The following is a 16511-nucleotide window of genomic DNA, read 5'->3' as shown; positions in this document are numbered from 1 at the left end:
TCGTCGCAGTTGTGTTGTCGCGGTCGCGGCTCGCGCCGCTCCTACACGGAGATGCGCAGCCGGAACCCGGCCGCGCTCAGCGCGAGGCGAACGCCGCCACCGCCAGCGCCACGACCATGAACACCAGGTCCAGCCCGGAGCTGGCCAGCTGGAACAGGGTCAGGAACAGATTCGGCCCGAGCTTGCCGGCCGAGGAGATCAGGTCCAGCCCGAACGGCCCGCTGAGCTGGCCGGCGACGATGCCCCAGTTGGCCACCGCGACGATCAGCGCGGTCGCCGCGGCGCCGGCCACGGCGCGCTTCCAGCCCGGGCGCCAGCCGCCCAGGCGCAGCATCCAGGCGATGTCGAGCGCGCCGATCACCGCCATCCAGCCCAACTGGCGGTCGAAGGCCAGCGCCGCCAGGACCCAGAACGCGGCGAAGCCGAACGTGCCCAGGGCGATCAGCAGCCAGGAATACAGGCGTGGGCCCGGACGGGCATCCGGGCGCGGACCGGCGGCGCTGCGCGGGGCGGGGCGGTCGGGCGAGGCGACGGTCATCGGCGGAACACTGTGGGCGGGGGCAAGCCCTACAGCATAGCCGCCCGCGGCCGGTAGAATGGCGCCTCTTGAGCCGTCCCCCGGCACCCCCATCTTTCACGCATGTATTCCCGCAGCAGCGAACCCGTCCGTTTCGAGCGCGATTGCGCCGTCGTCATGGTGCCCCAAGGCGAGCAGGTGACCCTGCCGGCCGGCAGCGTGGGCTATATCACCCAGGCGCTCGGCGGCAGTTACACCGTCTTCGTCGAGGGCAACCTGTTCCGCATCCACGGCCGCGACGCCGACGCCATCGGCAAGGAGCCGCCGGAGCCGCTGGAGCTGCCCGCCGGCGCCGACGACGAGGCGGTCGAGCGGCTGGTGTGGCAGCAGCTGCGCACCTGCTTCGATCCGGAGATCCCGATCAACGTGGTCGAGCTCGGCCTGGTCTACGAGGCCGGGGTCAAGCACCGCGACGACGGCCAGCGCACGGTCGAGGTGCGCATGACCCTGACCGCGCCGGCCTGCGGCATGGGCGACATCCTGGTCGACGATGTGCGCAGCAAGCTGGAAATGATCCCGACCGTGGCCGAGGCCGACGTCGAGCTGGTGTTCGATCCGCCGTGGAACCGCAACATGATGTCCGAGGCGGCGCGGCTCGAGACCGGGATGCTGTAAGCCGGCCGGTTGCGGCCGCAATGCGTTCGGCGCGATCCGACTCGTGCGCGAACGCGGGTGGGTTGCCGGCGTTGCGTGCATTTGCGCAGCGTCTTGATTCGGCCGGCAAGCTTCGGGCCGCGACGCGTTTGCCACGATCCGGCTCTGGCGCGAACGCCAGCGTTGCGCAGGTCGGCGCGACTTCCTGATTCGGCCGGCAAGCTCCGGCCTGAAGCGCGCTTGGCACGATCCAAATCCTGCAAGACCGTGCGCCGCATCGCCGGCGCCGCACGCGCAGGCTCGAGCCCGCGATCGTATGCGTACACCCGGCACACATATCTGGCCGGTGCGACGCGCGCAGCGAGCGTGCATCGACGATGTTTCATCGCCGCAACTTCCTACCCATCGAACCGTCGCTCGAGCGCAGTTCGCGCGTCGTCGTGTATGCGTTTCAAACACCCGCGATGCAGCCGCTTCGGCAAAGCCGATCGCGCCACCGAAGTCCGAATCTGCGATCTCGCTCACGAGTCGTGCCCTGTCTGAACACCCGAACCGGCTTGTTGGCACTTCAAATGACGCCGTAGCGTGTTAGGGCGGACCGGGACAACACCGAGTCCGTACACAAACAGCGTGGACGCTGGCGTGTGCAGACAAGGACGTGGCCGCCCGAGTACCGCGCGTTGAGACGCCGCACAGCGGCACTTCGATTTTGGGGGTTCCACCATGTCCTACCGCTCCAACGGCGCGCTGCGCCAGCACGCGCTCGCCGCCGCCACCGTGGCCGCGCTGTCGTGCGTAGCGATGTCGGCGTCCGCCGCCGACCGGATCAACCTCGCCGCGCTGGCCAACGCCACCCCGAACGGCCAGTTCATCGTCAAGTACCGCGCCGGCAGCGCCGAGCGCAGCAACGCCGCCACCCTCAACAGCGCCCTCGACGCCGCCGCCGCCAGCTTCTCCGGCAAGGGCGCCAAGCTCGGCCTCAAGCACCTGCGCCGCATCGGCACCGGCGCCGACGTGGTCCAGGCCGGCCGTCGTCTCGACGCGGTCGAAACGCGCTCGCTGATGGCCCAGATCGCCGCCGATCCGAACGTGGAATACGTCGAAGAAAACGCGCCGATGACCGCGTTCTTCACCCCCAACGACACCCGCTTCGGCGAGCAATGGGGCTATGGCGCGTCGGGCATCAACACCGCGCAGGCCTGGGACGTCAGCACCGGCACCGGCGTGGTCGTGGCGGTGATCGACACCGGCATCACCAGCCACAGCGACCTCAACGCCAACATCCTGGCCGGCTACGACTTCATCAGCGACTCGACCGCCGCGCGCGACAGCAACGGTCGCGATTCCAATCCCGCCGATCAGGGCGACTGGTTCGCCGCCGGCGAATGCGGCGTCACCTACAGCAGCAACTCGAGCTGGCACGGCACCCACGTCGCCGGCACCGTTGCGGCGGTGACCAACAACGCCGCCGGCGTCGCCGGCACCGCGTTCAACGCCAAGGTCGTGCCGGTGCGCGTGCTCGGCAAGTGCGGCGGCACCCTGGCCGACATCGCCGACGCGATCACCTGGGCTTCGGGCGGCACCGTCTCGGGCGTTCCGGCCAATCCGAATCCGGCCGAAGTCATCAACATGTCGCTCGGCGGCAGCGGCGCCTGCGGTTCGACCTACCAGGCGGCGATCGACGGCGCGGTCTCGCGCGGCGTGACCGTGGTGGTCGCGGCCGGCAACAGCAACGTCAACGCGTCCAACGCGCGTCCGGCCAACTGCAACAACGTGGTCGCGGTCGGCGCGGTCGACAGCGCCGGCAAGCGTTCGGTGTGGAGCAGCACGCAGAAGTCGAACTACGGCGCCGTGGTCGACGTGGCCGCGCCGGGCTCGAACATCCTGTCGACGCTGAACTCGGGCACCACCACGCCGGGTTCGGAGAGCTACGCGTCCTACGGCGGCACCTCGATGGCGACGCCGCACGTGGCCGGCGTGGTCGCGCTGCTGCAGGCCAAGGCGACGACGCCGAAGACTCCGGCCGAGATCGAGACCATCCTCAAGAACACCGCGCGTGCGTTCCCGACCACCCCGGACCAGCTCATCGGCACCGGCATCGTCGACGCCAAGGCGGCGCTGGACTCGCTCGGCGGCGGCAACCCGAACCCGGGCACCCAGACCTACAGCAACACCGCGGACTTCAACATCCCGGACAACAACGCCACCGGCGTGACCAGCTCGATCAGCGTGTCCGGCCGCACCGGCAACGCGCCGAGCAACGCCCAGGTCGCGGTCAACATCGTCCACACCTACAAGGGCGACCTGATCGTCGACCTGATCGCGCCGGACGGTTCGGTCTACAACCTGCACAACCGCAGCGGCGGCGGCACCGCCAACATCAACCAGACCTACACCGTGAACCTGTCGAGCGAAGCGCTCAACGGCACCTGGAAGCTGCGCGCGGCGGATCGCGCGTCGGTCGACACCGGCTACATCAACAGCTGGACCGTGACGTTCTGATCGCGTCGCGGCCGGCGATGGCCGCGATAGCCGATGCACCGCAAAGCCCCGGCTTCGGCCGGGGCTTTTTCGTTCGCGATGCTCGTTGCTCCCTGTAGGAGCGGCGCGAGCCGCGACCGCGACAACGCGGCGTCCGGCGCAAACCGCGTTCGTGCGACGCAGCCGCAAGACGATGCGTGCATAGGTTGCAGGCGCCGTTTTTGCGGTGTCGCGGTCGCGGCTCGCGCCGTTCCTACAGGGAAAACGATGCGCCGGGAAAAAGGCGAGAACAGCACGCGAATGCGCCGGCGCACGAACGCTTCATTACCGATGCGCGGACTGTGATTGACATCGAACCTACGCACTCAATTGACGCTTGCAACACCTGTTCGCATGCCACCGCAACCACTAGCGTGTGCTCCCAGGCGCGACCCCACGCGCGCCCTTGACGACGTTCCCGCGTCCCCCGGCCCCGCCACATCCGCGCGCCGGAACGTTCCTTTCGCCGCATCGCGGCGCTTACTTTCGAGGGGTACACCATGTCGTTGCGTTCCGTCCGCGGCCACCGTCCGCATCTGCTCGCCGCCGCCACCGCGCTCGCGCTGACCGCGCTGGCCGCGCCGTCGTTCGCCGGCGACGCCCACCTGGGCGCGCTCAAGGCCGGCGGCAGCTACAGCCGCTTCATCGTCAAGTACAAGAACGACAGCGCCGCCGCCAGCGGCGGCGCGGCGTTGACGCGCTCGCTCGACGCCGCCGCGGCGAAGCTCGCGCTGCCGGCCGCGTCCAAGGGCGCGCGCTTCGGCGTGCATCAGGTGCGGCGCATGCTGGTGCCCGGCGCCAGCGTGATCGCCTCCGATCGCGCGCTCGGCCGCGACGAAGCCGCCGCGCTGATGCGCCAGATCGCCGCGGATCCGAACGTGCAGTTCGTCCAGGTCGACGGCATCCGCCACGCGTTCGCGACCCCGAACGATCCCAGCTTCAGCAAGCAGTGGCACTACGCCGACAGCGCCGTCGGCATCCGCGCGCCGACCGCGTGGAACAGCAGCACCGGCACCGGCATCGTGGTCGCGGTGGTCGACAGCGGCATCCTGTCGCACACCGACCTCAACGCCAACATCCTGCCGGGCTACGACATGATTTCGTCGACCACCGGCTTCTCCGACGCCGAGTGCCGCGACGCCGGCGCCAGCCCGGGCTGCGGCAAGTCCGACGACGGCGACGGCCGCGATTCGAACCCGAACGATTCGTCGAACATCGTCCACGGCACCCACGTCGCCGGCACGATCGCGGCGGTGACCAACAACGGCGCCGGCGGCGCCGGCGTGGCCTACAACGCCAAGGTGGTGCCGGTGCGCGCGCTCGGCAACCAGGGCTTCGGTTCGGATTCCGACATCGCCGACGCGGTGGTGTGGGCCTCCGGCGGCACCGTCGCCGGGGTTCCGGCCAACGCCAATCCGGCCGAGATCATCAACCTCTCGCTCGGCGGCCCGGCGCCGTGCAGCGACACGCCGGCGTGGCAGGCGGCGATCGACACGGCCATCGCCAACGGTTCGACCGTGGTGGTCGCCGCGGGCAACGACAACGTCGACGTCGCCGGCTTCACTCCGGCCAGCTGCAACGGCGTGATCCGCGTCGCCGCCAGCAACAAGGCCGGCTCGCGCGCGTCGTACTCGAACTACGGCGCGACCATCCACGTCACCGCGCCCGGCGGCGAGAACGGCATCTTCGGACCGAGCTCGACCGAGGGCATCATCTCGACCGTCAGCGGCAACGCCTACGGCCCGATGGCCGGCACCTCGATGGCGTCGCCGCACGTCGCCGGCATCGCCGCGCTGATCCAGGCCGCGGCGCCGAGCCCGCGCACGCCGGCGCAGATCCTGCAGATCCTGCAGAGCACCGCGCGCCCGATCGCGGCGAACAAGTGCTCCGGCGGCTGCGGTTCGGGCCTGGTCGACGCCGCCGCGGCGGTCGCTGCGGCCGGCGGCACGCCGGGCAACCAGGCGCCGGTGGCGAACTTCAGCTCGTCGGCGAGCGGGCTGACGGTGAGCTTCACCGACAGCTCGACCGACAGCGACGGCAGCATCGCCTCGCGCAGCTGGAACTTCGGCGACGGCACGACCTCCACCGCGACCAATCCGAGCAAGACCTACAGCGCGGCGGGCAGCTACACCGTCACCCTGACCGTCACCGACAACGCCGGCGCGACCAACACCAAGACCGCCACGGTCACGGTCGGCAGCAGCGGCGTGCAGACCTACAGCAACGGTGCCGACGTCAACATCCCGGACAACAACGCCACCGGCGCGACCAGCTCGATCAGCGTCAGCGGCCGCACCGGCAACGCGCCGAGCAACACCCAGGTCGCGGTCGACATCGTCCACACGTATCAGGGCGATTTGATCGTCGATCTGATCGCGCCGGACGGTTCGGTCTACAACCTGCACAACCGTACCGGCTCGGGCACCGACAACATCAAGAAGACCTACACGGTGAACCTGTCGAGCGAAGCCTTGAACGGCACCTGGAAGCTGCGTGCGGCCGACCGCGCGTCGGTGGACACGGGCTACATCAACAACTGGAGCATCACCTTCTGATCGCCGCCGCGCGGCCTTCGGGCCGCGCTCAGCGATGCGACCCAGCCCCGGCTTCGGCCGGGTTTTTTTTTGCGGTTCCGCTCATCCGCGAATCCTTCGGTCGCCCCCTGTAGGAGCGGCGCAAGCCGCGACCGCGCCACCGCACATACGACGCAGCCGGCCGCAGCCCGCGGCGGCGTCGAGCGCCGCGCTCGATGGTTGCTGACGTCGTAGGCGCGGTACCGCGGTCGCGGCTCGCGCCGCTCCTACAGGGAGCCGCCGCGTTATCGATCTGGCCGGGCGCCTGCGTACGGGAGCCTTTCTAGGACTCGTCCGAATTCGATCCGATTGCGACCGGGTTTGCGTTCCGACGCGGCCGGCGCGCCCGTTCGGCTGCGCCGCCGCGCTCCACTGTCCGCAACCATCGACGCCGGACCTGTCCTTCGCGGTCTGCCCACGCCATGCGCCGCCGCGCCGCGTAACCGGCGCGGCGTCCGCGCGCCGCATTCGCAACCCCTTCAGGAGCGCTCGACGATGCCCAGCTTCACCCACCGTACGACCGGCAAGACCCTGCTCGCCGCCGCCACCGCGCTGGCCCTGGCCGGCCTCGCCGCGCCGGCGTTCGCCGGCCAGGTCTACCTCGGCAATCTTCTCGACCACGGCAACAGCCGCTTCATCGTCAAGCTGCGCAGCGGCAGCGTGCCGGCCGCCGATCCGAAGGCGATGGCGCAGGTGCTGGAGCGGGCGGCCGCGGGCGCGAAGCCGGCGGCGTCGACGAGCCGGCGCATCCAGCTGCGCCCGTTGCGCCAGATGCTGATGCCCGGCGGCCGCGTGATCCAGTCCGACGCCGACCTCAGCCGCGCCGAGGCCGCGGCGTTGATGCGGCGCATCGCCGCCGATCCGAACGTCGAGTTCGTCCAGCGCGACGGCATCAGCCGCGTGCAGGCGACGGCGAACGACCCGAACTTCTCCAAGCAATGGCATTACGCCGACAGCGCCGTCGGCATCCGCCTGCCGACCGCGTGGAACGCCAGCACCGGCAGCGGCGTGGTGGTCGCGGTGGTCGACAGCGGCGTGGTGTCGCATACCGACCTCAACGCCAACCTGCTGCCGGGCTACGACATGATTTCCTCGACCACCGGCTTTTCCGACGCCGAGTGCCGCGACGCCGGCGCCAACCCCGGCTGCGGCAAGTCCGACGACGGCGACGGCCGCGACGCCAATCCCAACGACGTGTCCGGCATCCTGCACGGCACCCATGTCGCCGGCACGGTCGCCGCGGTGACCAACAACGGCATCGGCGTCGCCGGCGTGGCGCCGAACGCGCGCATCGTGCCGATCCGGGCGCTCGGCAACCAGGGCTTCGGCGGCGATTCGGACATCGCCGACGCGGTGGTGTGGGCCTCCGGCGGCAGCGTCGCCGGGGTTCCGGCCAATCCCAATCCGGCCGAGGTCATCAACCTCTCGCTCGGCGGCGCGGCGCCGTGCAGCGACACGCCGGCGTGGCAGGCGGCGATCGACACCGCCGTCGCCAACGGTTCGACCGTGGTGGTCGCGTCCGGCAACAGCAACGTCGACGTCGCCGGCTTCACCCCGGCCAGCTGCAACGGCGTGATCCGTGTCGCCGCCAGCAACAAGAGCGGCGCGCGCGCCTCGTATTCGAACTGGGGCCAGAGCATGGACCTCGCCGCGCCGGGCGGCACCACCCTGTATGCCGGCGATGCCAACGGCGTGCTGTCCACCGTCGGCAACAACGGCTATGCGTACTACCAGGGCACCTCGATGGCCGCGCCGCACGTGGCCGGCGCCGCGGCGCTGATCCTGTCGGTGGCGCCGTCGAAGACGCCGGCGCAGGTCAAGCAACTGCTCAAGAGCACCGCGCGGCCGATCGCCAGCAACAAGTGCCCGAAGGGCTGCGGCACCGGCATCATCGACGCGGCGGCGGCCGTGGCGGCGGCGACGAAGTAAGCCGCCTCGCGGCAGCGCCGCGCGCGCCGGCGATCGTGCGCGCGGCGCCCGTGCGGACCGCGGCGGCCGTAGACGGGCCCCGGCTTCGGCCGGGGCTTGTCGCGTACGAGCGGCTTGGTTGCGTGGGCAGCTTCGCTGCCGGCGCGCGGTTTCGCTGTGGCAGTTCGGCTCCGGCGCGCGACGCCATTGCGCGGGGCTCCCGTTTCGATGCGAGCCTTGGCCGGGGCAGGGACCTCGGGCCCGCGGGCAACTGCGCAGCGACTGCGAGCCCGGCTGCGGCGCGCGGCTTGGTTGCGGGAGGAACGTCAGTCCCGGCGCCTTCGCTTCGGATCGCCGCGAACAGGCTCTCCGCGAACAGGATCGCCGCGAACATATCTCCGCGAACAGGATCGACAACCTCAGGCCGCGAACGGATTTTCCGCACAGGCGCAGCGACGAGCGTTCATGCGTCGGCATCGCCGCCGCGCATTCATTCCGCCGGCGCCGAAATTCCGGCGCCCTTGCGATGCCGCCGCCGCCGCCGCCGCGCCCGCGCGAGCCGTCGCGAACGACCGCCCAACGCCGGACTCCGCAACGCTGTGGGACAATCCAGCGCGCTTTCAGCCGCGGTTCGGCCGGCGCGCCGTTACATCGACCCCAGCGCGCCTCGCCGCGCGTTGCAGACCATTCCGCAGCCAGGAGTCGCCCGCATGCCGTCTTCGTCCCGTCGCCTCGTCCTTTCGGCCGCCGCCGCGTCGTTGTGCCTGGCGGTCGGCGCCTGCAGCGCCGCCGGCAACGTCTCGCCCGAGGCCGCCGCGCCGCCCGCGAAGGCTGCGGTCGCAGGCGCCCCTTCCGCACCGGAGCCCAAGCCCATGCCGTCCGACCGCCTCTCCGCCGACCCCGGCGCGCCCAAGGCCCATGTCGGCGAACCCGCCGGCGCCGGCCCGTTCGGCCAGTTCATCGTCAAGTACCGCGACGATTCGCAGCCGCTGAAGCAACAAGGCGCGGTGCAGCCGCGCCTGGACCGCACCGCCGCGCAGGCCGGCAAGAGCGGGCTCAAGCTGACCTGGAAGCACCGCATGGGCATCAACGCCGACGTGTTCAGCGTCAGCCCGGCGCTGAGCCGCGGCGAGGCGGTGGCGCTGATGAACGCGTTCGCCGCCGATCCGGACGTGCAGTTCATCGAGCCGGACAACCACATCTCGCTCGGGCCGATCATCCGCCAGCCCGAGGCGGTGGATAAGTAAGGCGCGGGCGCCGGCGCGCGGGTCCGGCCTGAGCCGCCGCGAACCTCGGCCTCAAAGGCGCGGCCCGCAGCCACAGCGGCCGCCCGCCCCATCGCCGCGCCGCGCCGCGTTGCGGCAGTCGAAAACCCCGGCCCGCGCCGGGGTTTTTCGTTGCGCGCAGCGTCGGGGGCGACCCAGGCATTCGCGCGGTAGGACGAGTCTTAAAAGAAATTCAGCGTGATGTCCGTCACGATTTTTCGGGGCGTGCGCGACCCTTTCGCGGCCGCGCAACCGCATCGCCGCGCCAGTCTGTGATCGGGCCGCGCGTATCGCGGGCCCGCCCGAGAGCGCACAGCGGTCCCCGCGGACGCGGTGCCGAATGCCGACACCACCGATTCAATCAATCTAGGGAATGCGATCCATGAAGTCTTCGCCCCGCCGCGCGCTTGCGCTCGCTGTCGCCACCTCGCTCGTCCTGTGCGCCGCCGCGCCGGCGATGGCCGGCCAGGTGTACCTCGACAACCTGAAGCCGAACGGCCACTACAGCCGTTTCATCGTCGGCTACGTGCCGGGCAGCGCGCCGACCCAGGCGCCGCAGAACCTGCGCTCCTCGCTGAACGCCGCCGCGTCGCGCGCGGCGCTGCCGGCCTCGCTCAAGCAAGGCCTCGGGCTGAAGCCGGTGCGGGCGATGATCCTCAGCGGCGCCCGCGTCGTCGCCACCGACGCCGCGCTCGACCGCGGCCAGACCGAAACCCTGATGCGCCAGATCGCGGCCGACCCCAACGTCGCGTTCGTCCAGATCGACGAACTGCAGACCGAGTTCGCGGTGCCGAACGATCCCGACCTCAGCAAGCAGTGGCATTACGCCGATAGCGCCGCGGGCATCCGCGCGCCGAGCGCGTGGAGCATGAGCACCGGCAGCGGCATCGTGGTCGCGGTGATCGATTCGGGAATCTACGCCACGCATACGGACCTCGCCGCCAATTTGCTGCCGGGCTACGACTTCATCGACACCGCGACCGGTTACGGACAGCAATGCGTCGACGCCGGCAAAGACCCTGATTGCGGCGCGTCCGGCGACGGCGACGCACGCGACCCCGATCCCGAGGACTCGACCAAGAACGGGCACGGCTCGCATGTCGCCGGCACCGTCGCGGCCGTGGGCAACAACGCCAAGGGCGGCCTTGGCGTGGCGTACAACGCCAAGCTCCTGCCGCTGCGCGTTTCCGGCAAGGGCGGTTCCAGCATGAGCTCGAACGTGGCCGACGCGATCGTGTGGGCTTCCGGCGGCAGCGTTTCCGGCGTCCCCGCCAATCCCAATCGCGCCGATGTGATGAATCTTTCGCTCGGCAACGGCAAGCCTTGCAGCGCCATGCCGGCCTATCAGGCCGCCATCGCCGAGGCGCGGGCCAACGGCACGGTCGTGGTCGTCGCCGCGGGCAACAGCAACAAGGACGTCGCCAACTACTCGCCGGCCAGCTGCGACGGCGCGATCAGCGTCGCGGCGACCAACAAGAGCGGCAAGCGCGCCTCGTACTCCAACTTCGGCGCGACCATCGACGTGACCGCGCCGGGCGGCGAAAACAGCCTGCTGGGGCCGAGCGCGACCGATGGCGTCATCTCGACCGTGGCCGGCAACAAGTACGGCCCGTTGGCCGGCACCTCGATGGCATCGCCGCACGTCGCCGGCATCGCCGCGCTGATCCAGGCCGCGGCGCCGGCGAAGCTGTCGCCGGACAAGGTCGAGCAGATCCTCAAGAGCACGGCGCGGCCGATCGCCGCCAAGAACTGCTCGGGCGGTTGCGGCGCCGGTCTGGTCGACGCGGCCGCGGCGGTGCAGGCGGCGCGCACCGCCACGCCGTAACGTGCGTCGGCGGCGGCAGGCGCCTGCGTCCTTGCCGCCGCCGCATCGGCGATCGCGCCGCGGCTTCGGCCGGGGCGAGGTCGCGGGCGCAGCCGCATTGCCCGCGGCATCGCGCATCGCATTGCAGCAGTTGCAGACCCCGGCTCCGGCCGGGGTTTTTTCTTGCGTCCGTATCGCCGGATGAGACGTAAAAAACCGCGCCGATCGAGCATTTTTACGATGCATGACAGGCATCACGAAGGTAAGCGCCGCAAGCGCTTGCGAAGCATTGCCGGTGCCGGCCCGATGCCGTTAGCGTCGTAGTGCGGACGGGCCGACGATCCGATCCGCGACACGACCGGACGCGCACGCGCAGCGGACCACGCGCGCGGGCGACGCGCCGGCGCCATCGACGCTTCAACCTACTTTGCGGCCGCAGCGCGGCCTTCTACTTCGGGGTTCAACAACATGCGCACCACCTCACGCCTGCGCGCGCGCCATGCCGCGCGTGCCGCTGTACTGTTGTCCGGATTCGCGATCCTGCCGGCGTTCGCCGCGCAGCCGCTGTTCCTCGGCGACGCGCCCGCCGCGCGCGCCGGCATCGCCGCCGCGCCGTCCGCCGCCGCGCTCGGCGCCAAGCGCCTGGCCGCCGCGCCGGCGACCGCCTCGCTGCAACTGCAGCGCGCCGACGCCAGGCTCGTGTCCAAGGCCACGCGCGAGATCGAGCTGCGCCTGGGCTCGCATCTGGTCAATGCCGTGCTCGACAACGCGCGCGACACCGGCGACGGCGGCACGGTATGGCTCGGCCATCTGAAAGAGAACGCCAAGGCGGCCGCGCACGACGCGCGCGAAACGCGCCGCGACGAACGCAACTCGGTCGCGCTGGTGCGCCGCGGCGACGGCGTGACCGGCAACGTGCGCGTGGACGGCAAGCTCTACCGCATCCGTCCGCTCGCCGACGGCACCCACGCCGTGGTCGAAGTCGACGAAAGCCGGATGCCGCCGGACCACCCGGCCGGCTACCGCGATTCGGACCTGCCGCAGATCGACATGCGCGCGGCGAGCCGCGCCGCGCTCGCCGCGGTCGGCCCGGCCGCGGTGGATCCCGGCGCGACCGCGACCATCCGCGTCCAGGTCGTCGCCACCAACCAGGCGGTGACCGCCTACGGCGGCGACATGCGCGCGCTGGTCGATCTGGCCATCGCCGAGAGCAACCAGGGCTACGCCAACTCCAACGTCGGCATCCAACTGGAACTGGCCAACTACCGCACCGTCGAGTACACCTCGGCCGGCGACGGCCACTTCACCGACGAAGAACGCTTCGCCAATCCCAGCGACGGCTACATGGACGACATCCATGCCAGCCGCGACGCCAACGCCGCCGACGTCAGCGTGCTGATCATCGACGACGCCGGCAACTGCGGCCTGGCCGATTCGATCGGCTCGACCGCGGCGACCGCGTTCGCGACCGTGCACTACGACTGCGCTACCGGCTACTACAGCTTCGCCCACGAAATCGGCCACCTGCTGTCGGCGCGCCACGATCCCGCCGCCGATCCGACCAACACGCCGTACGCCTACGGCCACGGCTACCGCTACGAGCCGGCCACCGGCAACAAGTGGCGCACGATCATGGCCTACGCCTGCAGCGGCGGCTGCCCGCGCCTGAACTACTGGTCGAACCCGGACGTGACCTACAACGGCATCGCCATGGGCACCGCCGACCGCAACCACAACCAGCGCGTGCTGGTGCAGACCAAGGCCGCGGTCGCGGCGTTCCGCGGCGCGCCGGGCGGCAACACCGCGCCGGTGGCGAACTTCAGCTCGTCGGCCAGCGGGCTGACGGTGAGCTTCACCGACAGCTCGACCGACAGCGACGGCACCATCGCCTCGCGCAGCTGGGAGTTCGGCGACGGCACCACCTCGACCGCGACCAACCCGAGCAAGACCTACGCCGCGGCCGGCACCTACACGGTCAAGCTGACCGTCGCCGACAACGGCGGCGCGACCCACAGCAAGACCGCGTCGGTCACGGTTTCGGCCGGCGGCGTGCAGACTTACAGCAACGGCGCCGACATCAACATTCCCGACAACAACGCCACCGGCGTCACCAGCTCGATCGCCGTGTCGGGCCGCAGCGGCAACGCGCCGAGCAACGCCCAGATCGCGGTCAACATCGTCCACACCTACCAGGGCGACCTGATCGTCGACCTGATCGCGCCGGACGGCTCGGTCTACAACCTGCACAACCGCACCGGCGGCAGCGCCGACAACATCAACCAGACCTACACCAAGAACCTGTCGAGCGAAGCGCTCAACGGCACCTGGAAGCTGCGCGTCGCCGACCGCGCCGCGCAGGACACCGGCTACATCAACAGCTTCGGCCTCACGTTCTGAAACCGGCCTCGCGCGGCGCCGCAGCCGCGGCGCGCGGGGCAGGGCACGCGTTCGCGCTTCACGGCCGCAAGGCCGGCAACACCGTCCGGCGGCCCGTGCCGCCGGGCGTCCGCGCTGAGGGGAGCGCAACGCCATCGCCGCGTCCGGCTTCGCCGCCGGACGCGGCAACGCGCCGACGCGCAGCGGCCCGGACGCGGGCCGCCGCGGTCGCGGTCGCGGCCGCGCCCGGTTCGCCTCGGACCGGTGCGCGCGCCGCGCCGCCGCGGCGCGGATGGCGGCCGTATCGCCGCATCTGTGCATAGCCGCGTCTGTGCATAGCCGCACCTCCGCATAACCGCACCTCCGCATAGCCGCACCGCCGCATCGATTCGCTCGTCGCCATGCCCATCGCGCCGCCGCCCGGCGGCGCCATCGCTGCATCCCACTTGATGGAGACCGATATGAAACGAATTTGCCTCAGCCTCGGCCTGCTCGCGCTGTCCATCGGCAGCGCGCTGGCCGCGCCGGCCCTGCGCCCGGCCGCGTTCGACCACGCCCGCCTGACCCGCGTCGACCGCATCGCCCTGCGCACCATGCCGGCGGTCGACGTCGCCAAGCTGCGCGCCGAAGACGTCAAGCGCAACGCGCGCAACGAAGTCCCGCGCTTCGCCACCGCGCTGGCGGTCGACATCGACACGCTCAAGGACGGCGAATGGGAAGACCTCGACGCCGACACCGCGATCTGGCGTACCCGCATCGAGTCCAAGGACGCGCTGTCGCTGAACTTCCATTTCGACAAGTTCAAGCTGCCGGCCGGCGCGCGCATGCTGATCTACCCGGCCGACCAGGGCCCGGCCTCGGCCGCCGGCCGCGTGCGCAGCTTCTCCAGCGCCGACAACAACGCCTTCGGCGAACTGTGGACGCCGGTCGTGGTCGGCGACGAAGCGGTGATCGAAGTGGTCGTGCCGAAGGCCAAGCTCGGCGAGCTCAAGCTGCATCTGGCCAAGGTCAACCACGACTACGTCGGCTTCGGCAAGCTGGTGCGCGCCGCGCAGCAGCAGGCCGGCACCAAGGCCGCCTCGGGCAGCTGCGAGATCGACGTGGTCTGCCCGGAAGGCAATGGCTTCCGCGACATCATCCGCGCGGTCGGCGCCTATTCGAAGCAGGGCACCATGTGGTGCACCGGTTCGCTGGTCAACAACACCGCGAACGACAAGAAGATGTACTTCCTGACCGCCAACCATTGCGGCATGACCAGCGCCTCGGTCAACAACTCGATGGTGGTCTACTGGAATTACCAGAATTCGACCTGCCGCACGCCGGGCTCGGCCGCCAGCGGCGCCGACGGCGATGGCTCGCTGTCGCAGTCGCAGACCGGCGCGACCCTGCGCGCGACCAACGCCGCGTCCGACTTCACCCTGCTCGAGCTGAGCACCGCGGCGAATCCGGCCTACAACCTGTACTGGGCCGGCTGGGACCGCCGCGACCAGAACTATCCGAACTCGATCGCCATCCACCATCCCAACGTCGCCGACAAGCGCATCAGCTTCTCCGACAGCGCGTCGCGCTTCACCGGCTACGGCGGCGCCGACTACAACCCGCCGACGGTTCCCAACGGCACCCATCTGTTCGTGAAGTGGGGCGTCAACCGCGGCGTGACCGAGCCGGGTTCGTCGGGCTCGCCGCTGTACAGCCCGGACAAGCGCGTGATCGGCCAGCTGCACGGCGGCCCGTCGAGCTGCACCGTGCCGCAGGAACAGAAGGCCGACTACTACGGCCGCGTGTTCACCTCCTGGACCGGCGGCGGCACCGCGGCCACGCGCCTGAGCGACTGGCTCGACACCTCCGGCACCGGCGCGCAGTTCGTCGACGGCCTGGATTCGTCCGGTACGCCGGGCAACCAGGCGCCGGTGGCGAACTTCAGTTCGTCGGCGAGCGGGCTGACGGTGAGCTTCACCGACAGCTCGACCGACAGCGACGGCAGCATCGCGTCGCGCAGCTGGAACTTCGGCGACGGCACGACCTCCACCGCGACCAATCCGAGCAAGACCTACAGCGCGGCGGGCAGCTACACCGTCACCCTGACCGTCACCGACAACGCCGGCGCGACCAACACCAAGACCGGCACGGTCACGGTCGGAAGCAGCGGCGTGCAGACCTACAGCAACGGCGCCGACGTCAACATTCCGGACAACAACGCCACCGGCGTGACCAGCTCGATCAGCGTCAGCGGCCGCACCGGCAACGCGCCGAGCAACACCCAGGTCGCGGTCGACATCGTCCACACCTACCAGGGCGACCTGATCGTCGATCTGATCGCGCCGGACGGTTCGGTGTACAACCTGCACAACCGCACCGGCTCGGGCACCGACAACATCAAGAAGACCTACACGGTGAACCTGTCGAGCGAAGCGCTCAACGGTACGTGGAAGCTGCGCGCGGCCGATCGCGCATCGGCGGACACGGGCTACATCAACAACTGGACGATCACGTTCTGATCCTGACCGCAGGGCCGTAACGGCCCGCGCGGCACCCAAGCCCCGGCTTCCGCCGGGGCTTTTTTGTTTCGATGCGTCCCGATCGCCGCCTTCTTCGATGCCTCCCTGTAGGAGCGGCGCAAGCCGCGACCGCGCCACCGCGCCTGCGACGTCAACGGCCATCGAGCGCGGCACTCGCCGCCGCCGCGGGCTGCGGCCGGTCGCGTCGCAGGTGCGCCGGCGCGGTCGCGGCTTGCGCCGCTCCTACAGTCGCTTCGCCGTGGGTTTCGCGTTCGCGCGGGCGGAAAATTTTCCGAACAAGCGTGCGGATATCCGCCTCCCTACCTCGAAGTTCCAGCCCTTCGTGCGCTGCGGCGCATTCTGAATTCGCGCGCGTTCTCAATTCCGATTTCCTGT

The 16511-nt window shown here is 70.4% G+C and carries 9 protein-coding genes and 1 pseudogene; 9 read left to right on the top strand and 1 reads right to left on the bottom strand.

Annotation, left to right across the window (positions count from 1 at the left end):
• Positions 1–76: 76 nt before the first annotated feature.
• Entirely contained in the window at positions 77–538 is a 462-nt protein-coding gene (locus JHW38_RS10080) for a hypothetical protein (RefSeq protein WP_242691308.1), read from the bottom strand.
• Positions 539–640: 102 nt separating this feature from the next.
• On the opposite strand from JHW38_RS10080, the gene sufT reads away from it, so the two are divergent.
• The 9 genes and pseudogenes from sufT (at position 641) to JHW38_RS10030 (ending at position 16115) form a co-directional block, all read left to right on the top strand.
• Positions 641–1192 (top strand): putative Fe-S cluster assembly protein SufT, encoded by a 552-nt coding sequence (sufT, locus tag JHW38_RS10075; protein WP_207525775.1) that lies wholly within the window; start codon positions 641–643, stop codon positions 1190–1192.
• 702 nt (positions 1193–1894) lie between these two features.
• Positions 1895–3673, top strand: a complete 1779-nt coding sequence (locus JHW38_RS10070) for a S8 family peptidase (protein WP_207525774.1) — start codon at positions 1895–1897, stop codon at positions 3671–3673.
• 518 nt (positions 3674–4191) lie between these two features.
• Positions 4192–6246, top strand: a complete 2055-nt coding sequence (locus JHW38_RS10065; RefSeq protein WP_207525773.1) for a S8 family serine peptidase — start codon at positions 4192–4194, stop codon at positions 6244–6246.
• Positions 6247–6759: 513 nt separating this feature from the next.
• Entirely contained in the window at positions 6760–8193 is a 1434-nt protein-coding gene (locus JHW38_RS10060; RefSeq protein WP_207525772.1) for a S8 family serine peptidase, read from the top strand.
• A gap of 851 nt (positions 8194–9044) precedes the next feature.
• Positions 9045–9419, top strand: coding sequence for a hypothetical protein (locus JHW38_RS10055; RefSeq protein WP_207525771.1), 375 nt, complete (start codon positions 9045–9047; stop codon positions 9417–9419).
• Positions 9420–9819: 400 nt separating this feature from the next.
• Positions 9820–11262, top strand: a complete 1443-nt coding sequence (locus JHW38_RS10050; RefSeq protein ID WP_207525770.1) for a S8 family serine peptidase — start codon at positions 9820–9822, stop codon at positions 11260–11262.
• A gap of 447 nt (positions 11263–11709) precedes the next feature.
• Positions 11710–13023, top strand: a pseudogene (locus JHW38_RS25760) (M12 family metallo-peptidase); the annotation flags it as partial.
• 27 nt (positions 13024–13050) lie between these two features.
• Positions 13051–13638 carry a proprotein convertase P-domain-containing protein gene (locus JHW38_RS25915; protein ID WP_428995317.1) on the top strand — a complete coding sequence of 196 codons (588 nt, stop codon included), beginning with the start codon at positions 13051–13053 and terminating at the stop codon, positions 13636–13638.
• A gap of 440 nt (positions 13639–14078) precedes the next feature.
• A complete protein-coding gene (locus JHW38_RS10030) occupies positions 14079–16115 on the top strand; it encodes a proprotein convertase P-domain-containing protein (RefSeq protein WP_207525769.1) in 2037 nt (678 codons plus the stop codon).
• The last annotated feature ends 396 nt before the right edge of the window (positions 16116–16511 follow it).

The sequence above is a fragment of the Lysobacter enzymogenes genome, assembly GCF_017355525.1.
GTDB lineage: Bacteria > Pseudomonadota > Gammaproteobacteria > Xanthomonadales > Xanthomonadaceae > Lysobacter > Lysobacter enzymogenes_C.
The sequence above is the reverse complement of the archived record's forward strand: the minus strand, read 5'-3'. Positions and strand labels throughout refer to the sequence as shown.